We start from the raw sequence: 25,487 nt of genomic DNA, 5'->3' as shown, positions 1-25,487 counted from the left end.
TGTTCGAAATTTACGCAAATAATTAAAGTTACATGCAACAAACTTCAAAACAATATAACGACGTTATTAAAAAATGCCGTTCACTCTATATAAATAAGTTACAAGATTATGGTGCTGCTTGGCGTATTTTGAGGCTACCATCTTTAACAGATCAAATTTTTATTAAAGCCCAACGCATACGTCAATTGCAACAAAATAGTGTTCGAAAAGTGGACGAAGGTGAAGTTTCGGAGTTTATTGGAATTATTAATTATTCGGTAATGGCTTTAATTCAATTGGAAAAAGGAGTTGTTGAACAACCTGATATTTCTAATGAACAAGCCGTAGAATTATACGATAAGCATATTGCAATTACAAAGCAATTGATGGAAGATAAAAACCATGATTATGGAGAAGCTTGGAGAGATATGCGTATAAGCTCTTTAACAGATTTAATTCTACAAAAATTATTGCGCGTTAAACAAATTGAAGATAATAAAGGAAAAACTATTGTTTCTGAAGGAATCGATGCAAATTATCAAGATATGATTAATTATGCTGTTTTTGCTTTAATACATATAAATGAACAACAATAAATTTTTATAAATGAAACGAGCATGCTAAAATGTTTATCACTCAAGGGGATGATTAAAAGCGAACAGCATGTGACCATTGAAAAACAATAAAAATAAACACATGAAATTACTTGTACACCTATCTCGATTAATTGTTTCTATAACATTCATTTTTTCAGGTTTTGTAAAATTAGTAGATCCTTTAGGTTCGGCTTATAAATTTCAAGAGTATTTTGGAGCAGATGTATTAAATCTAGAATTTTTAATTCCATATGCATTGCCATTTTCTATAATATTAATTTTGGCTGAAATAGTTTTAGGTGTAATGCTTTTGGTGGGCTACTTGCCAAAACTGACAGTATGGAGCTTATTAGCAATAATTAGTATTTTTCTATTTTTAACCTGGTACTCAGCGTATTACAATAAGGTTACAGATTGTGGTTGTTTTGGAGATGCGGTAAAATTATCGACCTGGGGAACATTCTATAAGAATATTGTGTTAATTGTGTTTATTCTAATTTTAGTAAAAGGTTATAAACATATAATGCCATTGTTTAATCTTGCATTTGCAAAATGGACAACCTTTCTTTCATTTTTTATATTTCTTTATATTGTATATTATGTATTAATTCATTTACCTATAATTGATTTTAGACCTTATGCAATTGGTAAAAATATTCCTGCCGAAATGGAATATGTAGGGAATAAAGAACCTGCAATTCACGATTTCTTTTTAGAAGCTGAAGATGGAGAAGAATTAACAAATGCTGTTTTAGAAGCTGATAGAATAATGCTAGTAGTTAGCTACAACCTTAATGTTAGCGACAAGGAAGGTTTTACTGTAATAAAAAAAACTACAGATGAAGCTTTAAAAAGCGGTTATAAAGTATATGCATTATCAGCTTCAATGAATGAAGATTTTATGGAAATTAAAGATGAATACGATCTTAATTTTGAGATGCTTTTTGGTGATGAAACCATGTTGAAGACTATTATTAGGTCTAATCCAGGAATTATAACATTAAATAAAGGTACTGTAATGGGTAAATGGAGTTGGACTGATGCGGATGAAATTACATTCAATTAATAAAACGGTGTCTAAAAAGTTTAAAACTAAATAAATTAACTAATAGTGAACAAAAACTTGCCTGTACTTAACGAAGTCGAAGCATGTCCTATACAAAAGAATGATAAAGATATATGAAACCACTATTATTAATCTTTTTTGGAGGGGGACTTGGAAGTGTACTAAGATATGTAATTGGTAAGTGGCTGAATAATACTGAAAATGCCCTACCTTATGGTACTTTACTAGTAAATATTTTAGGAAGTTTAATTATAGGTATTGTTTTAGGTTATGCAGCAAAGGTTGCAAATACTTCCAATACCTATGTTTTTTTATTAGCTACTGGTTTTTGTGGTGGGTTTACCACATTTTCTACTTTTGCTTATGAAAACCACCTTTTACTTAGAGATGGCGATTACTTTTCTTTTCTAATATATGCCTTAGGATCTATTGTTTTAGGTTTACTGGCAGTTTTTATAGGACTCTACTTTTCAAAAGTATTTTAATTTACCTTTTTTATGTGCTTATTTAACCTCTATATTGAATAGAGGTGTTTTCTTACGTCCTAATATGATAAAATAGCACATTAATATTTGTTTACCCTGTAAAAAAACAGGGTGTAAAATTAAATATATGTAAAAATTAACCAACACCCCCTAAAAAATTAGGGGGTGTTAATTTATAAATATATTTTTGTCACAGAATCAATTATGAAAATCACTTTATTATGAAGAAAATTGAAGTTATTATTAGAAAATCAAAATTTGATGAAGTAAAAGAAGCTTTGCATCAAATTGAGGTCAATTTTTTTAGTTACTGGGACGTAACTGGAGTTGGAAATGAAAAACAAGGTCATGTTTATAGGGGTGTTAGTTATAGCACATCAGATATTCAGCGAAGATTTTTATCAATTGTTGTTTCTGATCCTTTTTTGGAAATTACTATTGATGCAATTTTAAAATCTGCAGGAACAGGTTTTGTTGGAGATGGTAAATTGTTTATTTCAACAATAGATGAGGCTTATAGAATAAGAACCAAAGAAAAAGGTATAAAGGCTATAAACTAAAAACTAAAAAAAATTAACTAATTATAAAAATATAAATTATGGAAGCTAACGCTGTATTAGACTTAATGTGGATTGTAATCTGTGGGATTTTAGTGTTTTTTATGCAGGCTGGATTTACACTAGTGGAAACTGGATTTACCAGGGGGAAAAATGCCGGAAATATAATAATGAAAAATATAATGGACTTGTGTATTGGTAGTCTTGGTTTCTGGGCCATTGGTTATACAGTAATGTATGGGGAGTCAATAGGGTCATTAATAGGTACACCAACATTATTTTTTGATAATGTTGATGATATGCATAATTTGTTTTTTCAAACTGTGTTTGCTGCTACTGCGGCAACAATTGTATCAGGAGCAGTTGCGGGAAGAACAAAATTCTCTACTTATATTATATTCTCATTTGTAATGACTGTAGTAATATATCCAATTTCTGGCCACTGGGTGTGGCAAGGTGATGGTTGGTTAACTGAGCTTGGGTTTGTAGACTTTGCAGGTTCTACTGTTGTGCATTCTGTGGGTGGATGGGCAGCTTTGGTTGGTGCAATTTTAGTTGGGCCAAGATTGGGAAAATATACTAATGGAAAATCAAATGCAATACCAGGGCATAACTTGTTATTAGGTGCTTTAGGTATTTTTATTCTTTGGTTAGGTTGGTTCGGCTTTAATGCTGGTTCACAATTGGCGATATCTGGGGATAATGCAAATGCGGTTGCAGGTATTGTAATTACAACAAATCTTGCAGCTGCTGCTGGAGCGATGGTCGCAATGTTTGTATCATGGATGTTGTATGGTAAGCCTGATATTTCTATGACTTTGAATGGGGCTTTGGCTGGACTAGTTGGTATTACAGCTGGTTGTGCCGCTGTAAGTCCTGCAGGTGCTGCTATTATTGGGGCTATTGCAGGAGGTGTAGTTGTGCTTTCTATTGAATTTATTGATAAAAGATTAAAAGTAGATGACCCTGTGGGTGCGGTTTCAGTGCATGGTGTATGTGGTGCTCTGGGGACTTTACTGGTAGGTGTATTTGCGCTAGATGGTGGTTTGTTGTATGGTGGTGGATTCTCATTATTGGGAGTTCAAGCAATAGGAGTATTGTCAATAGGAGCTTGGGCAGCTGGAACGGCATTTGTTGTTTTATATGTGTTAAAGAAAACAATTGGCTTAAGAGTTTCTAAAGAGGAAGAGGTTGATGGATTAGATATCCATGAGCATAAATCAAACGTGTACAATTAATTAAGTTAAATATAAAAGAACATTATTAAATTAAAACTAAAAAAGATGAAAACAATTAAAAGAATTATAGTAGTATTTGTGGCTATTTTATCAGTATCTACAATGAACGCTCAAGAAGAAGAAAAATCAAAAGCTACTTTTGATATAGGTGTAGATTATGCAAGTAGATATGTATGGAGAGGTGGAGCGTATTCGGATTCTCCAGTTTTACAGCCGTATGCAGAGTTGGCGTCTGGTAATTTTACATTTGGAGTTTGGGCTTCATATGAAACGGGTGGGGAAGTTGTTGGACAAGAGTTTGATTTTTATGCAGGTTATTCATTTGGTGCAATCTCAGTTGGTTTTACAGATTATGCTTTCCCGACTGATGCAAATTCAGATGGTTATTTTATGATGAAAAATCATATTGGAGAGGCGTCGTTAAGTTTCAATGGCGTGGATTCTTTTCCAGTTTCGTTAGCGGTGTTTGCTAATGTATACAATGATGATGCTAATTCAATCTATACAGAGCTTGGAGTTCCGTTTAAAATTGGAAGTACTGAAATGGGAGCCTTTGTTGGAGGTGGAAATGAAATTTATACCACAGATGGTGATTTCGCATTAACAAATGTGGGGGTTTCTGCGTCAAAAGATGTTAAGATTACGGATGCATTTAGTTTGGGAGTTTCTGCTTCTGCAATATTTAATCCTAATAGTGATGATGCGTATTTAGTGTTTGTTTTATCTCTATAATAATATTATGGTTAAGGTTTGTTGAAAATTGCCTAACGACAAATTGTTGTTAGGCGATTTTATTTTAAGCACTTTTACATAAAAAATATTATAATTATCTGTATATAGTTAAAAAATACAGGGTAAAATTAAAAATATACTAAAAAATATATTTTGAACCCCTAAAAATTAGGGGGTTCAATTATTTTATTTATTTTTGTGACCAAATAAATTATAAACTATCTATTAAAATGAAAAAAATTGAAGCAATTATAAGAAAATCAAAATTTGTTGAAGTTAAAGAGGCTTTGCATGAAATTGAAGTGAATTTTTTTAGTTACTGGGATGTAACTGGAGTAGGAAATGAAAAAGAAGGCCATGTTTATCGAGGGGTAAGTTATAGTACTTCGGAATTACAAAGAAGATTTTTATCTATTGTTGTCTCAGATTCTTTTTTAGACAGAACAATTGAAGTTCTTTTAAATAATGCTTATACAGGAGCTGTTGGAGACGGTAAAATATTTGTTTCAAATATAGAAGAAGCATATAGGATTAGAACAAAGGAAAAAGGATCAGAATCTTTAAAATAAAAAGTAGAATATTACAATTATGGAAGAAACGTTATTTACAGTGAACAATGTATGGATGATGATTTGTACAGCTTTGGTATTTTTAATGCATTTAGGATTTTCACTTTTAGAAATTGGATTAACAAGACAAAAAAACACAATAAATATTTTATTTAAGAATGTATTTATTATTTGTATAGGATTAGTTTTATATGCCTTAGTTGGTTTTAATCTAATGTACCCAGGATCATTTATTGCTGGAATTATACCAGATTATTTTGTCGATTTATTTGGATTAAGTATGCCTGAGAATGGTTTAACAGCTGGTTATGCAGATGGAGGCTATACCTATTGGACTGACTTTTTGTTTCAGGGAATGTTTGCGGCAACTGCGGCTACAATTGTCTCTGGGGCTGTAGCGGAAAGAATTAAACTTGGTGCATTTATGATATTTACAATTATTTATGTTGGTTTAGTTTACCCTATTGTAGGTTCTTGGAAATGGGGAGCAGGTTGGTTAGACTCCCTAGGGTTTTACGATTTTGCAGGATCAACTTTAGTACATTCAGTTGGTGGTTGGGCTGCACTTGTTGCGGTTTGGTTATTGGGTGCAAGAATTGGTAAGTTTAAGAAAGATGGTTCTGTAGGAGCAATTCCTGGACATAATATGCCATTTGCAACTGCAGGTGTATTCATTCTATGGTTGGGCTGGTTTGGGTTTAATGGAGGTTCTGTGCTTTCTGCAGCTCCAGGTGCAACTTCACTAGTTTTAGTAACAACTTGTATTGCAGCAGCATCTGGTGGATTGGGTGCTTTCTTAGTATCGTTATTTAAATATAAACAATATGATTTGTCTATGTTTTTAAACGGTGTATTAGGAGGATTGGTTGGTATTACAGCTGGTGCGGATTTAATGAGTGTAACCGATGCTATTTTAATTGGTTTTATAGCAGGTGCCTTAATAGTATTGGGTGTTGCTTTAATCGATAAACTAAAATTAGATGACCCAGTTGGGGCAATTGCAGTACATTTAATTTGCGGAATTTGGGGAACCTTAGCAGTTGGAATATTTGGAGATTTAGCTGGTTGGGCGCAATTAGGATACCAAGCAGTTGGAATTTTTGCTATAGGAGCCACCTGTTTAATTTCGGCTTATGCTATAATAAAAACATTAAAAAGCACTGTTGGAATAAGAGTTTCTAAAGAAGAAGAACAAGAAGGTTTAGATATACACGAACACGGTATGGATGCGTACCCAGATTTTCGTTTAAACCAACATTAATTATAGTATTTCACAAGAATATAGTAATAAAAAAGCCTGTTCAATTTAATTGGACAGGCTTTTTTTAATGAGTCTTATCATACGCTTTTACTCCCGCCAAAATTGCAATTGGTAAATTGTTTTCACTTGGAGGAATTGGACACGAATATTTATAATTATAGGCACAGTAGGGATTGTAAGATTTATTAAAATCTATTACAACGGTATTGCTACTTTTTTTTGGTATTTCAATATCTATATAACGTCCGCCACCATAAGAAGTTGTTCCATTTGTAGTATCGTTAAAGGGTAAAAACAGTTGATTTTCATCATCAAAAGAAGTCATAGAATTTTGATGCTGGTATAAACTTAGTTCTAAACTTTCACCGTTTAAAGTAAAAGTTGCAATACCATATTTTCTGTATAAAGGTAATCGATCGGTTGTAGTTGGTATTGCAAATACGGGTGTGTTTGGAGTTAATTTAAAACTCGCCTCAACTTTATAAGTTTCATTAATATCGAAGAAAGCTAATGATTTAAATGTTTTTAAATCTTCTTTTGTTAATGGAGAAACTTCTGCGCTTGCATATTGTGTATTTAATTTATACTGAAATAGTTTAACTTCATCTCTATAAGTATGGGCTTTTTGGGTACAATTTGTAAATAGAAAAAATGAACATATAATAATTGTAAGCTGCTTCATTGCTATAGAATTTAATATTTAATGCACAAAAGTAGCATAGTTACATTTAAAAAGTATATTAAATAAAAAAAATAGTGTAGCTTTGAACTAAATAGTTAGCATTCACATGAAATATTATAAACAATATAATACGGTATGTACGTGGTTTTTAAAAAACTGCTGGGCAATGTATATGTTATAATTATTCCTAAATAAATAATATCAATTCATTCTAAACTCAGCAATTTGCTGGGTTTTTTTAGTTTTAAGTAATGGTACTAAAAATAGTAAAATCATATAAAGATTCGTTTAGCGGATTGTCACAAGAAATTTGGTGGTTGGCATTAATAACGTTTATAAATAGGGCAGGAACAATGGTGTTGCCTTTTCTTTCGTTGTATTTAACAAAAGATTTAAAATTGTCGTTATCTGAAGTTGGTTGGATTATGTCTTGTTTTGGTGTTGGATCTTTGTTAGGATCTTGGTTAGGTGGAAAATTAACAGATAAAGTGGGGTTTTATAAAGTAATGTTCTGGAGTTTATTAACTACGGGCTTTTTATTTATTGCATTACAATTTGTACATACTTTTATTGGGTTTGCAATCGGAATTTTTATTACAATGACGGTGGCAGATACCTTTAGACCAGCAATGTTTGTATCGCTAAAAGCCTATAGTAAACCAGAAAATCAAACACGATCTTTAACATTAGTTCGTTTGGCAATTAATTTAGGCTTTTCTTTTGGACCTTTTTTAGGTGGAATTATTATTGCAACAATAAATTATTCAGGTTTATTTTGGGTTGATGGTATCACTTGTATTGCCGCAATTTTTTTAATGAAATTAGTGTTACACCCTAAAAAACTTAAAAAAACTTCCGAAAAGTCTATTGAAATTTTTTCTGAAAATAGCGCAACTTCTGTCTTTAAGGATTATCCGTATATAGTGTTTTTAACAGTAGTTTTTATAATGGGTTTTATTTTTTTACAATTATTTACAACAATGCCTTTGTATTATAAAGAAGTTCATGCGTTATCCGAAGTTCAAATTGGATTGTTAATGTCGCTTAATGGTTTTTTTATTTTTTTATTTGAAATGCCTTTAATACATGCAATAGAAAAAACACTAATTAATAGAATGAAAATTATTACGTGGAGTTTAGTTTTAATGGCTTTAAGCTTTTTAGTGCTAAATGTTTCAAATTGGTTTGGGATTTTAATTGTTGGAATGTTGTTAATAACCATTGGAGAAATGTTGGCATTCCCTTTTACAAATAATTTTGCAATGAATAGAGCTCCAAAAGGAAAAGACGGTATGTATTTGGCATATTATACCATGGCGTTTTCTTGGGCTCATATTTTTAGTGCTAAAACTGGGATGGAAATAATAGATAGATATGGTTTCAATGTGAATTGGTTTTTTATGGGAAGTTTAGGTTTAATTGCGGTTGTTTTAATGCTTTTTTTAAAACAATTATTAAACAAAGAGAAAGTGTAAAGTGGTTTTTTTAGAAAAGGTTAAAAATTAGTTTGATGGAAAACTTTATAATTATATTTTAAGTACCTAAAATGTAAATGTGGTATAATTTATTAGTTGGTTGTAAATTGGAAAAAACACGCATGTTTTAAACAATAAAAAGACAGATATAAAAGTTTAGTAGTAATCTCATTTCTTTTTTAATACTATTAAAACACAACATTTTTAAAAAGACTGCGTTATTTGCATTACAAACTACTATGTTATGCTTAAACAATTCTTTTGGATGTGCTCTGGCGCTGATACCGATATTTTAAAAAATAGTTCAAAGGCTGAACAAACAAAATTTGCTGGGATAGGCGGTACTGTTTTTTTTACGGCTGTAATGGCATTTATTGCAACTAGCTATGCGTTGTATACGGTATTTGATTCGTATGTTACAGCAATTATATTTGGCTTGGTTTGGGGTCTTCTTATTTTTAATTTAGATCGTTTTATTGTTTCAACTATAAAAAAACAAGACAATAAATGGAAAGAAGTTTTACAAGCCACACCACGAATTATTCTTGCTGTAATTATAGCAATAGTTATTTCTAAACCATTGGAAATGAAGATTTTTGAAAAGGAAGTCAATCAAGTTTTGCTAACTCAAAAAAACGACCTCACACTTGCAAATAAAAATCAAATTGCAAATCAGTTTTCACCAGAAATTACTGCATATCAAACAGAAATTGAGCAATTAAAACAAGAAATAATTACAAAAGAAGACGAAACCAATGCCTTGTATAACACATATATTTCTGAAGCCGAAGGAACAGCAGGTACAAAATTGTTAGGGAAAGGTCCTGTTTACAAAGAAAAACGAGAGAAACACGATGCCGCCTTGGCTGAATTACAGCAATTAAAAACGGATAATAAATTAAAGATTAGTGAAAAAGAAAGTCAAATTTTAGCATTAACAAATCAGCAAAAAGAACAGGTAATTACAACCCAACCAATTATTGATGGTTTTGATGGTTTAATGGCAAGAATAAACGCATTGAATGAACTACCTTGGTTACCTTCGTTTTTTATTTTCTTATTATTTTTAGCAATAGAAACTTCTCCTATCTTTTCAAAATTGATTGCTCCAAAAGGCGAATATGATTTTAAAATACAGGATATAGAAAATGCTGTAAAAACTTGGGTTTCTCAAAAGGAACAACAACGCAGTAATGTATTAAATACAGATATAATTCTTAACGAAAAAATTTATAACGATCTTTCCGAAGAGGAAGAATTGTACAACTATAAAAAACAAAAAGCCCGAGAAATTTTACAATTTCAGGCAGATGCTTTTTATAAATCTCAAAAAAATACAGTTGGGTAAAGTTTTTTATCATAAAGATAGAAGTTATTTCAGTAGTAACGAGCTCTAAATGACGTCATCTCAAACTTGTTCTATACGTCATCCTGAATTTAGTTCAGGATCTCATGATGTGAAGTTAGAATTTTACAAAATATGTAAAAGTACAAAGCAGTACCTTCCAAAAAAAATTATGAAAGAAAGTTATATTTATATAGTCTCTAATAAAAATAGAACTGTATTATATATTGGAATATCAGCTAATCTTAAAAAAAGAATTGAAGAACATAAAAATCATAAAGGTTCAATTTTTACAAAAAAATACAATTGTAATGAATTATTATATTTTGAAAAATTCACTGATATTACTCTTGCATTAAAAAGAGAGAAACAACTAAAGAACTAGCATTCGGACTGGAAATGGAATTTGGTTAAAGACTTTAATCCTAATTTAATTGATTTATATTTTGAATTGTAGTATTTGTAATGTGGTATGATTTTGTTCTGTAATACACAGATGCTGAACTAAATTCAGCAAGACGGGGGTTATATAATGTTACCCTAAACCAGTTTGTTACTGAGCGGACTCGAAGTCTTGATCCGGGGCTCAAGAAGTAAATCGAAACATGATGTAGTTATTTTTTTATGATCTCGCAAACAGTTGTTTGTTGTTAGGAAACACAGTAAAAAAGGTTATTTCTTAATTTCACGCGCAGGATTTCCCACAAACAAACTATTGTCTGGTACATTTCTAATAACCACGGTTCCAGCACCAATAGTTACCCATTTGCCAATGGTAATTCCTTGAATAATTTGAGCGCCTATTCCGATATGACTTCCTTCTCCAATTTTCACATTTCCAGCAAGAGAAGCATTAGGCGAAATATGAACATAATCTTCCAATTCGCAATCGTGCTCAACAATAGCTCCTGTATTAATAATACAATGTTTACCTATTTTAGCAGAAGTATTTACAACTGCATTTGCTAATACAGCAGTACCTTTATTAATTGAGGCATATTTAGATACATACGCACTTACATGAATTACAGTACCATATGTTGCTTTAATACTTTCGGCAATTATTTTTCTAACACTGTTATTGCCAACACTTATAAATAATTCATGAATTTGATGCTTATCAAAGTTGTCATACTTTAAAATAGGGATATTTAATATTTTTTTTAAGTTAATATCATCATCGAATACACCCTCAATTTTTTTTGAATTTGAGGACTCAATACTATCTATAATCACTTTGCAGTGACCACTTGCTCCATATAAATACATACTTAGTTATTTCCTTTAAATCGATTCATTACAATAGTTGAACTTGCATAAATACCTTCAGATTTTAACACTTTCTGAAATGTTTGAATTAAAATTTTTACATCTAATTTAAAACTGAGATGTTGCACATACCAAACGTCGAATACAAATTTTTGTTGCCAGTTTATGGCATTTCTACCATTTACTTGTGCCCAACCAGTAATACCTGGTTTTACATTATGACGTTTTTTTTGTTCCTCATTATATAAAGGTAAGTATTCTGGCAGTAATGGTCTAGGACCAATTAAACTCATATCTCCTTTAAGCACGTTTATGAGTTGTGGAATTTCATCTAAAGAAGTTTTTCTAACAAAATTTCCAACTTTTGTCAGTCGTTTGCTGTCATTTAATAAATTACCTTTGCTGTCTTTTTTATCATTCATTGTTTTAAACTTGATAATTTTAAACAAGTGTCCATTTAACCCAGGACGCATTTGAAAAAAAAAAGGTTTTCCATTATTTGCAATTGTTAATAATAATATAACAATTAATAAAATAGGAGAGAGCACAAGTAACCCAATAAACGAAAGTACTACATCAAAAAATCTCTTAAGGTAGGTTTTATACACTTCTTTTTAAGTGTAAATTTAATGGTTTTTATCGTATGAAAAAAAATTATAATAAAACCCTATTTCAGTAAATGAATAATAAAGAAGTCTGCTCACATAGTTTTTATAAAAAATACATGAACAGACATTTATATTTTGGTAAGATTTATTTTATTTCCAGAAAACTGCATACAATGCAACTAAAATTATCATAATTGCAAAGGCTCCAATATTAAATAACGGACTTGTTTTAAACAATTCTTTAGAAATTTCAATACCTTTTTCATCATCTTTTCCTTTATGTTGTAAATAACTTACAAGCATAATTATTATAGAGGTAAGTATGGCAGTATAACCCATTTGATCCATCCAAGGTAAGTCTAAAAAGATAGTACTTGTTGACCATCCTTTAGGGGCAACTTTAAAGTACATTGCAATTGGAATAGAAGCTAAAGCTCCAATAATAGCACCTTTGTTGGTTGTTTTTTTCCAGAACAACCCTAACATAAATACTGCTAAAATACCGGGAGATACAATTCCTGTATATTCTTGTATAAATTGGAAAGCCTGATCTATACCACCTAATAAAGGTGCCATAATACTTCCAATTATCAATGCTACAGCTGCAGAAATTCTACCAACATTTACGGTAGCTTTATCACTTGCATTAGGGTTTATATACTGTTTGTAAATATCCATTGTGAAAATGGTTGATGTTGAATTTAACATAGAAGCTAAAGAAGATACAATGGCTGCTGCTAACGCCGCAAATGCCACACCTTTCATTCCGGTTGGTAAAAATTGTAACAACCAAGGGTATGCTCTATCAGCTTGTTCTAATGAAGGTAAGTTTTTTAATCCTGCTGCTCCTAAGCGCGTCATAATCTCTGGGTCATTTACCATTACATAAGCCGCAATACCTGGAACAACTACAATTAAAGGAATTACTAACTTTAATCCAGCTGCTAATAAGATGCCTTTTTGAGATTCTTTTAAAGATTTTGCTGCCAAAGTTCTTTGGATTATATATTGATTAAAACCCCAGTAGTATAAGTTCGCTACCCATAAACCACCAACTAAAACCCCGATTCCTGGTAAGTTTTTAAATTCTGGGTTCGATTTATCCAAGATCATAGCAAAGCGATCTGGAGCAGCTTCATAAACAGTTTTTATTCCTGCTAGAACACCTTCACCACCAGATACAGTATTTAAAGCAATATAGGTTGTAACCAATCCTCCTAAAATTAAAAATACTACCTGAATTACATCTGTCCATGCAACCGCCGAAAGTCCACCATAGAGTGAATAAGCTGCAGCAAATAAAGCCAAACCAATTACACCATAAACCATTGGTACGCCCATGATGGTTTCTAAAGCTAAAGAACCTAAGTACAATACCGAAGCTAAGTTTACAAACACATATAACCCAATCCAAAATACAGCTAAAATGGTTTTTAAGTTGGTTGAAAATCTTTTTTCTACAAACTCTGGTATGGTATAGAGTCCTTTTTCAATAAAAATTGGTAAAAAGTATTTCCCTACAATTATTAAGGTAATTGCCGCCATCCATTCGTAGGAAGCAATGGCTAAACCTAAAGCAAATCCAGATCCTGACATTCCAATAAATTGTTCTGCTGAAATATTTGCTGCAATTAATGAAGCTCCAATCGCCCACCAAGGAAGCGATTTACTAGCCAAAAAATAATCTTCTGCATTTTTTTCATGTCCTTTTTTATCTCTAGATACCCATAATCCAACTCCTAGGATTAAAATGGCATAGGCTATAAAGATAAAATAATCCCAAAATCCGAAATGTGATGTCATAATAATTGTTATAGTTTAGTTGATTTTCCTTTATTTTTATTCCTCTTTGTATAAAAATGTATGTTTTTAATATAGTCAAGCGAATTTAGTTATTTTCTTTAAGTTGGTACTCCCAAATTTAATTTTCAATAGCTGTCCCTTCACTTGGATTTGCTTCAAAGGCGGTTAATTTAATGTTGAATTTATTAAAATATGCCTGAGATGCTGCTTCCGTAAATGCAGCTACTTCGTCTTGATGAATAATATTTATAGTACAGCCTCCAAAACCACCACCCATCATACGTGCGCCAATTACGGCATCAAAATTTTTTGAAAATGCCACTAAGAAATCTAATTCCGGACAACTTACCTCATATAAATTAGACAACCCATTATGAGTTGCATACATATTTGCTCCTAAAATAGCGAGATTTTTGTTTTTTAATGCTTCAACAGAGTCTAATACCCGTGTTTTTTCTTCAACAACATAGGTGCATTTGTTAAACATATCTTCTGTAAATGTTTCTTTAAATTCGGCTAACATTTCCAAAGACACATCGCGTAATGATGTTACATTTGGGTAATTCTTTTGAATAATTGCAACCCCTTGTTCACATAAACTTCTTCGTTTATTGTATTCACCGTCGGCTAAATTATGTGATACATTTGTGTTTAACAATAGTATTTTATAAGGTTTAATATGAATAGGGACATGCTGGTACTCTAGAGATTGGCAGTCTAATAATATTACATGACCAACCTTGCTCATTACTGAAGCAAATTGGTCCATAATACCACATTTTGTACCTACATAATTATGCTCAGCTCTTTGCCCAATTTCTACAAGGGTAATTTTAGACAATCCTAAATTAAATAATTCATTTAAACCAAACGCAAAACCACATTCTAACGCAGCCGAAGAGCTAATTCCAGAACCAACAGGAATATCACTTGTAAATATGCAATCGAAACCTTCTAGTTTGTCTGTAAGTTGTTGTATTTCAAATATTACGCCTAAAATATAATTTTCCCACTGGTGTTTACTTGGTTTTATAGTGTTTAGATCAAATGTAACACTGGTATCAAAATTTTTACTATAAACGTTGCAAGTAGTTGGGGTTCCGTTCTTTTTAAATTTAAACTGAATTTTTTTATCAATTGCAGTTGGTAGTACAAATCCATTATTATAATCTGTATGTTCTCCAATTAAATTAATTCTTCCAGGAGAATTTATGGTTAGGTTATAATGCTGCTCATTTAAATCCATTATAATTAGCTCTTTAAAATAAATGTTTTATTTACATTTAATAAATTAGAGTGCTAATTTACATCTTTTTGTAAAATATTAATATGTTTTTTAAAAAAAAGATGAAAAGGTACAATACCTAAAATTATAGTTTATATTTTAGACTGTATCATAAGGCACTGAAGTAAATTTATTATAAAAATTTAAATAGACGAACTATTTCCAACTTCTGAAACAGGAACACATCCATTATATTCGCCGGGAACTGGATTGTAATTTAAAATTTCAGTACCGACCTCTTTAGAAGTATAATACCCAAATAAAGTATAATATCGAATACACGTTAGATATTTGTAAATAACATATAACTCAATATTTTCAATCGATTTTTCATCTTTTTCTAATAATTTGAAAACATTCTTTTGGTCTTCAGCAGAGAGTTTAAAATACTTAGAAAGTAGTGTTAAAAACTCATCTTTGCTTCCCTCTAAAACAGCTTTGTTAAACATGGCTTCAAATTTATGATGAAAAAATTGTGCGCCTTTTATAAAAATAGTTTGTTCGTTTTTTGGAAGTACATCGTTTAAAACTAAATCTATAAATTTTGGTATCTGCAACTCTAAAGCGCCAACAGTACTTGAAGCTGGTAGAATTAAATCCACTAAGTTTTCAACTACAAAAGCTTGTTTTTTATCTAAAAAAAGTGGTTTCCAACTTAAAGTTGGTTGTTCTTGACAAGAAACCAACAATTCTAATAATGTAGGAGTTGCAACAATACAACCGGAAGCTAATGCCGTTTTTTTAAGTAATTCCCTTCTTTTCATCTTAAACTATTTTTCACTTAAATATTGTGTCCTTTTTTATCTCTAAAATTTCTTATTTCTAAGTTGGTCAACTGCATGTTTTGCTGCTCTTGCGGTTAAAGCCATATAGGTTAGTGACGGATTTTGATAAGCAGCTGAGGTCATACAGGCACCATCGGTTACGTACACATTTAATACACTATGTAGTTGATTATTCTTATTTAAAACAGACGTTTTTGGATCTCTTCCCATGCGTGCAGTTCCCATTTCATGGATGGCATTTCCTGGAAAACAAGGTTCGTCATATCCTGCTACGTTTTTAAAACCAGCAGCTTTAAACATTTTTACAGCTTCCTGCATCATATCTTTCCGCATTTCCTTTTCGTTTTCTTTAAATTCACAATCAAAATCAACAGTTGGCAATCCCCATTCATTTAGTTTTTTATGATTTAAAACCATTTTATTTTCATGATAGGGTAGGCATTCTCCAAAACCAGTCATTCCAATTTTCCAAGGTCCAGGTTTAAAAAGTTCTTCTTTTAAATCTGCTCCAAAACTCAATTCTTTTATTGCCCTGCTCCAACCTGTTCTGCTGGCACTTCCTTGAAAACTATAACCTCTTAAAAAGTTGTGTTTTTCAGTTTCTTTTAAATTTCTAAATCTAGGGATATGAAAACTTGCAGGTCTTCTTCCTGTGTAAAATTTATCGTCAAAACCCTCTATGGTAGCTGTAGCGCCAACTTTAAAATGATGGTCCATTAAATTATGTCCTAATTCACCACTGTCATTTCCCAAACCATTTGGAAATCTTTTTGAAGTAGAATTTAATAAAATGGCAGTACTTGCAACTGTTGAAGCACAACAAAAAATTATTTTTGCCGAAAAGGTTATTTTTTCATGCGATTCGGAATCGATAATCTCAACACCTGTTGCTAGCTTTTTTTGAGTGTCATATACAATTTTATGAACTATAGAATGTGGTCTTAATGTCATATTTCCAGTTCTTTGAGCTGCTGGAAGTGTTGAGGAATTACTGCTAAAATAAGCTCCAAAAGGACAGCCTCTAATACATCTGTTTCTATACATACATTTACTACGACCCACGTGTACTTTGTCTCCTGTTAAATTTGCAAAACGACCAATTGTTAAATATCTATCGCTATAGTTTTTAGAAATTTTAGTTCTAAACTCATCTTCAACACAGTTTAAGTCCATAGGTGGGGAAAAGATGCCATCTGGTAAATGTGGTAATCCTAATTTTTCTCCAGAAACACCAATAAATTCTTCAACTTTATCGTACCAGGGTGCAATATCTTTGTATCTAATAGGCCAATCTACTGCAATATTTTCCTTTTTATTGGCTTCAAAATCTAAATCGCTTAATCGTAAACATTGCCTCCCCCAAGTTATAGAACGACCACCAACATGGTAACCTCTAATCCAATCGAATCGTTTTGTTTCACTATAGGGATGTTCCAAGTCGTTGACAAACCAATGCTTGCTTTTGTCTTGAGTTACATATCCAGATCTTTCTTGTTTTAGTTGTGTTTTAGCATCATTATTGTTGTTTAAACCTCTATATTTAAAATCCCAAGGATCCACAGTCGCTGTTGGATAATCTGTAATATGATTTACCATGCGCCCTCTTTCTAACACCAAAACCTTTAAACCTTGTTCGCAAAGTTCTTTTGCTGCCCATCCTCCAGAAATTCCAGTACCAATCACTATGGCATCGTAAATTTCTGTATTATCAATTGTATTCATTCAAAAAATTACTAAATAAATTATTAGTTTTATTTGCTTAAATCTTTAATTCTTATGTTTCTAAACTCCAATTCAGAACCGTGACCTAAAAATGCGATATGCCCTTTATTTCTTTTTAATCCAGGATGTTCTAGACCGTCAATTGTTCCATTTATTGAAGCTTCTTTCATGTTTCCATCTACAATTACTTTGCCATTTAATATAATTTTTATAGCATCACCTTTTACAATAACTTCTTGCTGATTCCATTGTCCAAGAGGTTTTAAATGTCCTCTTTTTGCTGCAATAACGCCATAAACCGAACCGTGGTATTGGTAAGCTTCTAAATTTGCATAAATACTAGCAGTATTATCTAAAATTTGTAATTCTTTACCAACATAAGCAGCATCACCTTCAAGCGGTGTATGAATACCTAAACCATTGTTTGCTCCAGCTGTTAATTTGAATTCAAATCTAAAATTAAAATCTGAATATTCTTCGGCTGTATATAAATTTCCGTGTCCGCCTTGTTTTGGACGCACTGCTATTTCATTGTTTTCGACAGTATAATCGGTTTTATTTCCAATCCAATGGTCTAAATCCCTACCATTAAATAACGATTTAAAACCTGCTACTTTTTCTGCATCAGATAATAAATCTGTACCCGATTTAATTTCACGTACATAGATATTTTTAAATCCTAAATCCTCACCATGTGCTTGTAATTCAATAGCTTCTTTTGTAAAAATTGGCAGTGCTCTGTCCCAGTAATTTTCTAAAATTACATTATCTGTTACCAATACGCCATTCAAATAAACCGTTACACGTTCACCAACCATTTTAATTCTAAATGTATTCCATTCGTCCACTGGATTATCGGCTACTTCTAACGGAATTCGTTCGTTTTTCTGATTGTTATACAAACCACCACTACCTACTTGGGCACCAACCTGTGTAAGCGCAATATCCCAAATTTGAACTTGTGGCGTACCTCTTAAATAAATTCCGCTATCGCCTCCATTGGTAATTTTCCAATCTACAAGCATTTCAAAATCGCCATAATCTTTAATAGTACAAATATTATTATAACCTTCTCCTTTAAAACCAATAATACCATCTTTTATATACCAATCTTTCATCATTTGGGCATTTGCTTTTGCTTGAGCTTTTGCCAATGCTTTTTTAGACATTTTATTTCTGGCAATTGGATTTTGTACCAATCCTTCCCAGCCAGAAAAATCTTTACCATTAAATATAGATACAAAACCTTTTTCTTGTGGCATATTATTTAAAAACTCAGTAACATCAATTTTTATATATTGACTATCAGGTCCTGTTAAATTATCAACGCTATTTGTAACAATTTCTCTTACCAAATCTCCCTTTAATGCATCTTTTTTTCCCGGTGTTGGCAAGGCAATTTTAATAGCGGCGTTTGATGCGGTAGCTTTTAGTTCTTGATTGTTTAAATATTCTGAAACAAAAACCAATGCTAAAAATGTTTTAACATTCCCTATATTATTCAAAATACTTTTTTGCTCATCAACGGAATTTGCTAAAGGCATTAATTTTTTATAAAGCAGTAGTTTTTGATCATCTGGATGCGATGAATTACGTACTTGCACTAAATAATTGTTAAATGCAGTTTTTCTTAATTCGCTATTATTCAAACTTGTAACGGCAGTAAACAAATAAGGTAATGCACTATTTGTTCTCCAATTAGCCAAAGCATTTAAAGCTGCCACTTGTTGCTTTTTATTAGTAGAGCTTAATGAATTTGCAACTAATTTTAAAGCTTCGTCATTATTTAATACTGGTAACACTGGTAATAAAACCTCGTTATCTTTAATGGTTTTAAAGGTGTTGAATATTAATTCTGAATGATCTTTTTCTGAAGCATCTATAGTTGTAACAATTGCTTTTTGAATATTTTTAATATTCGTTGGATTTTTTTCAGAAGTTAACAGGGTTACAATTGCTGTAAGATTTTCAGTAGCTGCTAATGAAGGTAACGCTTCAAAAATAACGGTGTTTAAAGTTGCATCTTTCAAATTTAATAAGTTCAATATTTCTGTAAAATGACTTGAAGCTCTTTTTGCAGCTAAAACTTGAATTAAAACTTTTTTACCTTCAATAGTTGATTTTTCTAAATTATCGGCTAATACAGCACCATCTTCTAGACTAGAAACTCTTAACAAAGTTTCTTTAATAGCAGCAACTTTAGTCTCATTTTTAGTGTTAGCTAATAACTTTAATAACAAAGGCAGTGCTTTTTCTTTTGGTTGATATGCCAAAGATTTAATTCCTGCAATGTTCACAAACTCATTTTTATCATGAATTGCTGGAACAATACATTTTTCAAAAACAACTGTTTCTTTACTGTTTTGAAGAAGTCTTAATAGTTGAGGTTTGGCCTCTGGAGACATTTTTTTATAGGCTTTTGCCCATTTAACAATTTCAGAACTTGTAATAGTATGTGCAGCTGAGTTAAAAACAGCGCCTCTATAATTTGTATTTGTATGTTTTGCTTCTTTTAAAAGGGTCTTTATAAAATTAGCTTCATTATTTTCTCTCAATAATTGAATTCCAGCAGCTCTAAAATGCAATTGGTTCTCCGTAGTACAATTTTTAAGTAATAATTTACCTACTTCTTTACTTAGCTCAACTTTGCCTTGCTCTTTTAATCTGTTTCCATAATTAATTAATGCTAAAATTGCTTTGGAATCGTCTAAGGTGTAATTTGCGTTTTTTGCAGCTTCAATTAATTCTCCCATAGCATTTACAGAAGCAATTTCTGACAATGCCTCTAAAGCAGTTTGTTGAAGATCGATTGAATTAGCTTCCGCTAATTCTTGAATGTAAGCCGCAGCAGGCACATATTGCAACTTTCCTAAAGCGCTTATTAATGATGGTTTTATAGTATTATCGGATGTTTTTAAAGCTTTAAAAATAACTTTTGCAGCGTTATCTGTTCCAATAGAAGTAATAGTAGCTAACGCAACATTGTATAATCTAGGTTTTGATAAATATGGACTTAAAGCAGTTGCGCTGTAATCACTACCACAAAGGGCCAAACGCTCAATTAAAAAGGATTGTATTTCAATATCCGTTTCTTTTTGAAGTGCAGACAAGAATGCTTTTTCTACTATATTTTTAGTGATTTCTTGTGCTGTTCCACCGCTATAAGTTGCTAAACTATTTAAAGCAAACCTAACTTGGGTGTCATTTCCTGTTCCTAGAGGCACCAACATATCGCAAAATTGTAAGATTCCTTCAGAATTTAGTTCTAAAATGTCATTCATTAATTGGTTGGTATGGTTGGCATTTTCGGTTGGAAACTGCGCTAATATATCGGCAACTTTAGTCTCTAAAGTTCTATTTATTTGTGCAGATGTAGTAGAGACAACGCAAATAATTAATATAAATGTAATTAGCATTTTTTGTGTATTTTTCATTTTTAATAAGTTTTATGCTTTTTAATATGCCCAAGAATTTCTTGAAGGTTGGTCCATTAGTCTGTTTGCTTCTTCATCGTTAATAAATACTTGTTTAACAGGATCGAACTCTAAAGTTCTTCCTAAACGCAAGGCAATAATTCCCATATTTACGATGGTTCCAGAACGATGTCCATTTTCTTCATTTAAAGCAAATTTTTCGCGAGTTCTTACAGATTCAGAAAAGGTTGTAATCTGTTCCATTGGATCTGGAAGACTATCTATTAACCCCTCAATATTAGGTATTGTAGATTTAAATCCGTTAAATATTTTACCATTCGGACCTTCAATATATGCTGCGTTTTTATCTTTATTTTCTCCGTCTAAAATAATCTGACAGCCATCTGCGTAGGTAAATGTTATTTTTCTCCAAGTTCCAATAGCATCATAATGTTGCTGTGGCGCGTCTACTTCAACTTTTACTGGACTGGTTTCATCTTTTCCTAAAAAATATTGAACAGGATCTATATAATGTTGTCCCATATCACCTAAACCACCACCATCATAATCCCAATATCCTCTAAATGTTGAGTGTACTCTATGTGCATTGTAAGGTTTTTCTGCTGCTGGGCCTAACCACATATTATAATCTAAATGTGAGGGAATAGTTTGTGGAGCTAAATTTTCTTTACCAACCCAATAGAATTTCCAATTAAAACCTGTAACGCCACTAATAGTAACTTTTAGTGGCCAGCCTAAAACACCACTATCCACTACTTTTTTAAGTTTTTTAACTTCTGTATTTAAGCCGTAAAAATTATCTTTAAATCTAAACCAGGTGTTAAGTCTAAACATTTTTCCGTGGACTTTCATAGCTTCAACAACTCTTTTACCTTCACCAATTGTTCTAGTCATTGGTTTTTCACACCACACATCTTTTCCAGCTTCCGCAGCCATAATTGACATAATTCCGTGCCAATGCGGTGGTGTTGCAATATGTACAATATCAATATCTGGTCTTGCTAAAACAGCTCTAAAATCTCGATAACCTTTTACATCTCCTCCAACTTTTTTTAGTGTATTTGCTAAATGATTTCCGTCAGCATCGCAAACTGCAAGTAATTTTGTGCCTTCGTATCCCAAATGTGCTTGTCCCATTCCTCCAACACCAATTACAGCTTTTGTAAGTTGATCACTTGGAGCTAGAAAACCATTTCCTCCCATTACATATCTTGGTATTATTGAAATTCCAGCAGCAATTGCTACGGATTTTTTAACAAAATCTCTACGACTCTTTTTTTGTGAATTCATATATTAAAATTTTAGATCCTAAATTGTCAATTAAAAAAAACCTAAAACAACATTAATAATAAAAACAGTTATAATATTGTTTTAAAACGTATTATTTTATAATTCGCTAACAAAGAAAGATGTTGTAGTATAAAAATGGGGGTAACAAATGGGGTAATAAATTAAAAAAATGAAAATTTTTATAAGTTTTATTATAATATTGATTTTACAAACTAACGCTTTCTGAAATCAATTCATCAAAAGTTGGTTTGTAATTTTCGTTATATACATTTTTATAGAGTTTTACAAAATTGTCATAAACTTTCCTTGCTAAACTTAACTTACCTTGATATCTTAAAACTTGTAATTTTAATTGTAATGATTTTTCATTTAAATCATCATAAATATTAGTTACTTCTGCTATATCAAATAATAGTTCATTATGTTCTTCAAGCTTTAATTCATTAACAAAGGCGTTGTTATTTTCTATAAGTTTGTTGCTGAATTTTTCTATAAAGGGGTCTAACCAAGCATCGTTCGAATTTACCAAAAAACGCCCTCTCTTTAAAAGTGTAATTAGTTTTATATATTCTGAATTTAAGAATTCTTTAGTAGTTGATTTTGTTGAAAATGATTCAAAAAAATGATATGCAATATGGTAATCACAGAAACAATTTTCTGTTAAATCTATACGCCATTTTTTAGCTTCAAAAACGAGTTCAATTTCTGAACATAAGGCAAGTAAACCTCTTAAATTTTGAATATTTGTTCCTCGTGTGTTTTTTGCATTTTTAGCGGTCATTCCAGGCCACAATATTTCTGTTAATTTTTTAGAGCTAATTCCGTTTTGATTTCCTGTGCTATGCAAAAAAATAAGTAAAAAAAGGTTTTTTAGCTTAGGAGATAATTTTGTAGCTACATCAAATCCTTTATTGTTAATTATTTCTAATTCTCCAAAGCAGTATATTTTTTCAATACTAGTTTCATTATCTATTAAAACAGATGGCTTACTATTTATAGTTGTTTTAGTATAATTCTGTAGTTTTAGATTCTTTTTTCTTTTTTTGAAAAATAAAACAATTAACAGACTTACAATAGCAATGCCACTAATTAAAAACAACGCAGTATTGTTTTTTAAATTTTTATTCTTTGGTATTTTATATTGAGCTAAGATCTCAGCAGTATTAAGCTCTCTTTCCCAAACCTTAATCTCGCCAATTGCACCCACAAAAAACTCTTCCCATAAATTACTGCCTATTAATAAATTGAAGTCTGAAATGTTATAATCTGCAATAAGTTGAACAGTATCTGTTAAAGCTCCGTTTACAAAGAATTGGAGATTGTTGTTAATTTTGGAATGAACTAAAGTAATATGTGACCATTTATTTAACTGTATTGGAGAAGTTTTAGAAATATAATCTTTAACATCTGCCATTGTAAATGTTAAAAATCCATTGTGTAATTTTAAAACCAAATTATCTCCTTTTCCTATAATACTATTATTTTTAGTTAACTGAGTTGGTTTAATCCAAGAGGCAATTGTAAAACTGCCTTGCAAAGAAGATCTGCTAGCGATTCCAGCATCTATATAAGCTCTGTTTTCAAAAAAACCTACTTTACCAAACTCATTGTCTTTAATAACCTTAACATTATTTGAAATTATTTCTGAATTATTTTTCCGTATTCGATTGTGTATCGTTGTGCCAAAATCAAAATAATCTGTTAAACCAAAATCAGCTTTTAATTTAAAAGCTTTAAATTCTTTAAGGTTATTTAAATTTTCGTGAGTTATATAAATAATATCTGGAGAAAAATGATATCCTACTTTATAAGGAATAATTAATGGTAACGTTTTGGAACTATCAATAGGAAAAGAAAAGAGACCAGTAATCGCCCTATTTTTAACGTTTTTAAAAGTGACATTCTCCAATAATATGTTTTCTGAACTAATTTTACCTAGTATTCTTTTTGTTTTATTAAGCTGTGTAACAACGCTATCAACCAATTTAAGGTTTAACTTATTGCTATAAATAAAATTAGGCACCTTTCCAGAATACTGCCATAATTTTAAAAATAAACTATCAGGAATTGTGTTGAAATTTTCTATAATTACACTTCCATATTGTTTATTTTCTCTAAAACTCGGAAATTTATCATCTTTAAATTGTTTATTGTTTAATGTAAGAGATTCTATCTGTTCGGGTTTAATTTGATTAATAGTAGGATATTTAATTTGGATGCTGTCATTAATATCCTCCGTAATTAGCACTAATTTAGTGTTGTGTTTCAAAAATTCTTTCAAAAAAACATGTTGCAATGCCTCATTTTTGTTCAGCTGAATGGCAATGGGTGTTTTTTTATTTAAAATTGATTGTAATGCTTGTATTGTAATGCTATCTTGATGAATTAGAATATGAGACTGTAACCGTGTAGGTGTCTTTTTATCTTTAGTTGAAGAAACTGAAGTTTGTGCATAACTACTAAAAGTAAGTATTAGCAATAATAGTATTGTAAAATAATATGAAACTTTTTTATACAATGTTGACTTTTAGAAACAAACAAATCTAAAAAAAATATACTATATAGCGGCACCTAATTTTAATAGGTTTTAGCATGTGCCTTATTTCACTTTTTAAAATATAGAACAACTAGTTGAAGAGTAATTTCTAAGAAATTAATTCTTTTTAAAGTGTTGTTAGATTCTAAAGAACACTTCAAAATTATTAGAATCTATAAAAGCTTGAGGAGTTTAGAAATGGGACCTTAGTGTACGAATTTAATCAGCATAAAGGGATTGTTTAAGGGTTGCATAAATAAAAATAAACTACTAAAAATTTGTTAAACTTATTTAGAATCATTATAATTTATTACTTTTGTAACAATATGAAGCAAGTAATCCATAAAATAATGTCATTTGTAATGGCTGTTGTAGTGTTATGCTCTACAATGTCATTTACTATTGATATGCATTATTGTGGAGATGCTTTAGTTGATTCGGCTATTTTTCATAAAGCAGCAACGTGCGGTATGGAAATGGAGAATTCTTTAAACGATGGTTGTTCAACTTCTAAAAAGAATTGTTGTAACAACGAAAAATTGATAGTTAAAGGCCAAGATGAATTGCAATTTTCAATAGCTAAAATAGCTTTTGAACAGCAAGTATTTATAGCTTCTTTTGTGTACACTTATAGTTCGCCTTTTACAAGTTCAGATAAAAGTGTTACTTTTTATAAAGACTACAAACCACCACTCGTCATAAGGCAAATCTACAAGATTGACGAGACTTATTTAATTTGATTTTTTAAACAATAAACTGTGTTATCCTTT

The 25,487-nt window shown here is 31.1% G+C and carries 22 protein-coding genes; 12 read left to right on the top strand and 10 right to left on the bottom strand.

What is annotated here, in order from left to right:
- Window positions 1-32: 32 nt before the first annotated feature.
- The 8 genes from IEW75_RS02965 to IEW75_RS02930 all read left to right on the top strand — a co-directional run bounded on the left by IEW75_RS02965 (window position 33) and on the right by IEW75_RS02930 (window position 6,483).
- Entirely contained in the window at window positions 33-575 is a 543-nt protein-coding gene (locus IEW75_RS02965; RefSeq protein ID WP_134247566.1) for a DUF1599 domain-containing protein, read from the top strand.
- Between the two features lie 100 nt (window positions 576-675).
- Entirely contained in the window at window positions 676-1,641 is a 966-nt protein-coding gene (locus IEW75_RS02960) for a BT_3928 family protein (protein ID WP_134247567.1), read from the top strand.
- Between the two features lie 113 nt (window positions 1,642-1,754).
- Window positions 1,755-2,126, top strand: a complete 372-nt coding sequence (gene crcB / locus IEW75_RS02955; RefSeq protein ID WP_134247568.1) for a fluoride efflux transporter CrcB — start codon at window positions 1,755-1,757, stop codon at window positions 2,124-2,126.
- 221 nt (window positions 2,127-2,347) lie between these two features.
- The gene (locus IEW75_RS02950; protein ID WP_134247569.1) at window positions 2,348-2,686 is read left to right on the top strand and encodes a P-II family nitrogen regulator; all 339 of its coding nucleotides are present in this window, start codon (window positions 2,348-2,350) and stop codon (window positions 2,684-2,686) included.
- Between the two features lie 38 nt (window positions 2,687-2,724).
- Complete coding sequence (locus IEW75_RS02945) at window positions 2,725-3,921, top strand: ammonium transporter (protein ID WP_134247570.1); 1,197 nt, start codon at window positions 2,725-2,727, stop codon at window positions 3,919-3,921.
- Window positions 3,922-3,966: 45 nt separating this feature from the next.
- Window positions 3,967-4,653 (top strand): TorF family putative porin, encoded by a 687-nt coding sequence (locus tag IEW75_RS02940; RefSeq protein ID WP_134247571.1) that lies wholly within the window; start codon window positions 3,967-3,969, stop codon window positions 4,651-4,653.
- A gap of 230 nt (window positions 4,654-4,883) precedes the next feature.
- A complete protein-coding gene (locus tag IEW75_RS02935; RefSeq protein ID WP_134247572.1) occupies window positions 4,884-5,222 on the top strand; it encodes a P-II family nitrogen regulator in 339 nt (112 codons plus the stop codon).
- 19 nt (window positions 5,223-5,241) lie between these two features.
- Window positions 5,242-6,483, top strand: coding sequence for an ammonium transporter (locus tag IEW75_RS02930; protein WP_134247573.1), 1,242 nt, complete (start codon window positions 5,242-5,244; stop codon window positions 6,481-6,483).
- A 64-nt stretch (window positions 6,484-6,547) separates the two neighbouring features.
- On the opposite strand, the gene IEW75_RS02925 is transcribed toward IEW75_RS02930, so the two are convergent.
- On the bottom strand, window positions 6,548-7,165 hold the full coding sequence (locus tag IEW75_RS02925; RefSeq protein ID WP_134247574.1) for a DUF1684 domain-containing protein: 618 nt from the start codon (window positions 7,163-7,165) through the stop codon (window positions 6,548-6,550).
- A 251-nt stretch (window positions 7,166-7,416) separates the two neighbouring features.
- Between IEW75_RS02925 and IEW75_RS02920 the strand changes: the two genes are divergently transcribed.
- The 3 genes from IEW75_RS02920 (at window position 7,417) to IEW75_RS15730 (ending at window position 10,370) form a co-directional block, all read left to right on the top strand.
- The gene (locus IEW75_RS02920) at window positions 7,417-8,640 is read left to right on the top strand and encodes an MDR family MFS transporter (RefSeq protein WP_134247575.1); all 1,224 of its coding nucleotides are present in this window, start codon (window positions 7,417-7,419) and stop codon (window positions 8,638-8,640) included.
- Between the two features lie 244 nt (window positions 8,641-8,884).
- The gene (locus tag IEW75_RS02915) at window positions 8,885-9,988 is read left to right on the top strand and encodes a DUF4407 domain-containing protein (protein ID WP_134247576.1); all 1,104 of its coding nucleotides are present in this window, start codon (window positions 8,885-8,887) and stop codon (window positions 9,986-9,988) included.
- Between the two features lie 49 nt (window positions 9,989-10,037).
- Window positions 10,038-10,370, top strand: a complete 333-nt coding sequence (locus IEW75_RS15730) for a GIY-YIG nuclease family protein (RefSeq protein WP_229714383.1) — start codon at window positions 10,038-10,040, stop codon at window positions 10,368-10,370.
- Window positions 10,371-10,657: 287 nt separating this feature from the next.
- Here the strand turns inward: IEW75_RS15730 and IEW75_RS02905 are convergent, their stop codons facing one another.
- The 9 genes from IEW75_RS02905 to IEW75_RS02865 form a co-directional block, all read right to left on the bottom strand.
- The gene (locus IEW75_RS02905) at window positions 10,658-11,254 is read right to left on the bottom strand and encodes an acetyltransferase (RefSeq protein WP_134247577.1); all 597 of its coding nucleotides are present in this window, start codon (window positions 11,252-11,254) and stop codon (window positions 10,658-10,660) included.
- A 2-nt stretch (window positions 11,255-11,256) separates the two neighbouring features.
- Window positions 11,257-11,862 (bottom strand): sugar transferase, encoded by a 606-nt coding sequence (locus IEW75_RS02900; protein WP_134247578.1) that lies wholly within the window; start codon window positions 11,860-11,862, stop codon window positions 11,257-11,259.
- Between the two features lie 150 nt (window positions 11,863-12,012).
- On the bottom strand, window positions 12,013-13,665 hold the full coding sequence (locus tag IEW75_RS02895) for a sodium/sugar symporter (RefSeq protein ID WP_134247579.1): 1,653 nt from the start codon (window positions 13,663-13,665) through the stop codon (window positions 12,013-12,015).
- A 118-nt stretch (window positions 13,666-13,783) separates the two neighbouring features.
- Window positions 13,784-14,911 (bottom strand): galactokinase, encoded by a 1,128-nt coding sequence (gene galK, locus IEW75_RS02890; RefSeq protein WP_134247580.1) that lies wholly within the window; start codon window positions 14,909-14,911, stop codon window positions 13,784-13,786.
- A 182-nt stretch (window positions 14,912-15,093) separates the two neighbouring features.
- The gene (locus IEW75_RS02885) at window positions 15,094-15,714 is read right to left on the bottom strand and encodes a gluconate 2-dehydrogenase subunit 3 family protein (protein WP_134247581.1); all 621 of its coding nucleotides are present in this window, start codon (window positions 15,712-15,714) and stop codon (window positions 15,094-15,096) included.
- A gap of 42 nt (window positions 15,715-15,756) precedes the next feature.
- Window positions 15,757-17,457 (bottom strand): GMC oxidoreductase, encoded by a 1,701-nt coding sequence (locus IEW75_RS02880; RefSeq protein WP_134247582.1) that lies wholly within the window; start codon window positions 17,455-17,457, stop codon window positions 15,757-15,759.
- 29 nt (window positions 17,458-17,486) lie between these two features.
- The gene (locus IEW75_RS02875; protein ID WP_134247583.1) at window positions 17,487-20,891 is read right to left on the bottom strand and encodes a DUF1080 domain-containing protein; all 3,405 of its coding nucleotides are present in this window, start codon (window positions 20,889-20,891) and stop codon (window positions 17,487-17,489) included.
- A 21-nt stretch (window positions 20,892-20,912) separates the two neighbouring features.
- A complete protein-coding gene (locus IEW75_RS02870; RefSeq protein ID WP_134247584.1) occupies window positions 20,913-22,181 on the bottom strand; it encodes a Gfo/Idh/MocA family oxidoreductase in 1,269 nt (422 codons plus the stop codon).
- Window positions 22,182-22,386: 205 nt separating this feature from the next.
- Window positions 22,387-24,699: a LamG domain-containing protein gene (locus IEW75_RS02865; protein WP_134247585.1), complete on the bottom strand. Its 2,313-nt coding sequence runs from the start codon at window positions 24,697-24,699 to the stop codon at window positions 22,387-22,389.
- A 344-nt stretch (window positions 24,700-25,043) separates the two neighbouring features.
- Here IEW75_RS02865 and IEW75_RS02860 point away from each other — a divergent pair, with 344 nt between their 5' ends.
- Window positions 25,044-25,457 carry an HYC_CC_PP family protein gene (locus tag IEW75_RS02860; RefSeq protein WP_134247586.1) on the top strand — a complete coding sequence of 138 codons (414 nt, stop codon included), beginning with the start codon at window positions 25,044-25,046 and terminating at the stop codon, window positions 25,455-25,457.
- The last annotated feature ends 30 nt before the right edge of the window (window positions 25,458-25,487 follow it).

Origin of the sequence: Lutibacter litoralis (assembly GCF_014646675.1) — a bacterium.
Lineage (GTDB): Bacteria > Bacteroidota > Bacteroidia > Flavobacteriales > Flavobacteriaceae > Lutibacter > Lutibacter litoralis.
The sequence above is the reverse complement of the archived record's forward strand: the minus strand, read 5'-3'. Positions and strand labels throughout refer to the sequence as shown.

Excerpts from the sequence above, each read along its gene's own strand:
- IEW75_RS02965 (WP_134247566.1), top strand. The coding sequence starts at position 33 with ATGCAACAAACTTCAAAACAATATAACGACGTTATTAAAAAATGCCGT.
- IEW75_RS02960 (WP_134247567.1), top strand. The coding sequence starts at position 676 with ATGAAATTACTTGTACACCTATCTCGATTAATTGTTTCTATAACATTC.
- crcB (WP_134247568.1), top strand. The coding sequence starts at position 1,755 with ATGAAACCACTATTATTAATCTTTTTTGGAGGGGGACTTGGAAGTGTA.
- IEW75_RS02950 (WP_134247569.1), top strand. The coding sequence starts at position 2,348 with ATGAAGAAAATTGAAGTTATTATTAGAAAATCAAAATTTGATGAAGTA.
- IEW75_RS02945 (WP_134247570.1), top strand. The coding sequence starts at position 2,725 with ATGGAAGCTAACGCTGTATTAGACTTAATGTGGATTGTAATCTGTGGG.
- IEW75_RS02940 (WP_134247571.1), top strand. The coding sequence starts at position 3,967 with ATGAAAACAATTAAAAGAATTATAGTAGTATTTGTGGCTATTTTATCA.
- IEW75_RS02935 (WP_134247572.1), top strand. The coding sequence starts at position 4,884 with ATGAAAAAAATTGAAGCAATTATAAGAAAATCAAAATTTGTTGAAGTT.
- IEW75_RS02930 (WP_134247573.1), top strand. The coding sequence starts at position 5,242 with ATGGAAGAAACGTTATTTACAGTGAACAATGTATGGATGATGATTTGT.
- IEW75_RS02925 (WP_134247574.1), bottom strand. The coding sequence starts at position 7,165 with ATGAAGCAGCTTACAATTATTATATGTTCATTTTTTCTATTTACAAAT.
- IEW75_RS02920 (WP_134247575.1), top strand. The coding sequence starts at position 7,417 with ATGGTACTAAAAATAGTAAAATCATATAAAGATTCGTTTAGCGGATTG.
- IEW75_RS02915 (WP_134247576.1), top strand. The coding sequence starts at position 8,885 with ATGCTTAAACAATTCTTTTGGATGTGCTCTGGCGCTGATACCGATATT.
- IEW75_RS15730 (WP_229714383.1), top strand. The coding sequence starts at position 10,038 with ATGACGTCATCTCAAACTTGTTCTATACGTCATCCTGAATTTAGTTCA.
- IEW75_RS02905 (WP_134247577.1), bottom strand. The coding sequence starts at position 11,254 with ATGTATTTATATGGAGCAAGTGGTCACTGCAAAGTGATTATAGATAGT.
- IEW75_RS02895 (WP_134247579.1), bottom strand. The coding sequence starts at position 13,665 with ATGACATCACATTTCGGATTTTGGGATTATTTTATCTTTATAGCCTAT.
- galK (WP_134247580.1), bottom strand. The coding sequence starts at position 14,911 with ATGGATTTAAATGAGCAGCATTATAACCTAACCATAAATTCTCCTGGA.
- IEW75_RS02885 (WP_134247581.1), bottom strand. The coding sequence starts at position 15,714 with ATGAAAAGAAGGGAATTACTTAAAAAAACGGCATTAGCTTCCGGTTGT.
- IEW75_RS02880 (WP_134247582.1), bottom strand. The coding sequence starts at position 17,457 with ATGAATACAATTGATAATACAGAAATTTACGATGCCATAGTGATTGGT.
- IEW75_RS02875 (WP_134247583.1), bottom strand. The coding sequence starts at position 20,891 with ATGAAAAATACACAAAAAATGCTAATTACATTTATATTAATTATTTGC.
- IEW75_RS02870 (WP_134247584.1), bottom strand. The coding sequence starts at position 22,181 with ATGAATTCACAAAAAAAGAGTCGTAGAGATTTTGTTAAAAAATCCGTA.
- IEW75_RS02860 (WP_134247586.1), top strand. The coding sequence starts at position 25,044 with ATGAAGCAAGTAATCCATAAAATAATGTCATTTGTAATGGCTGTTGTA.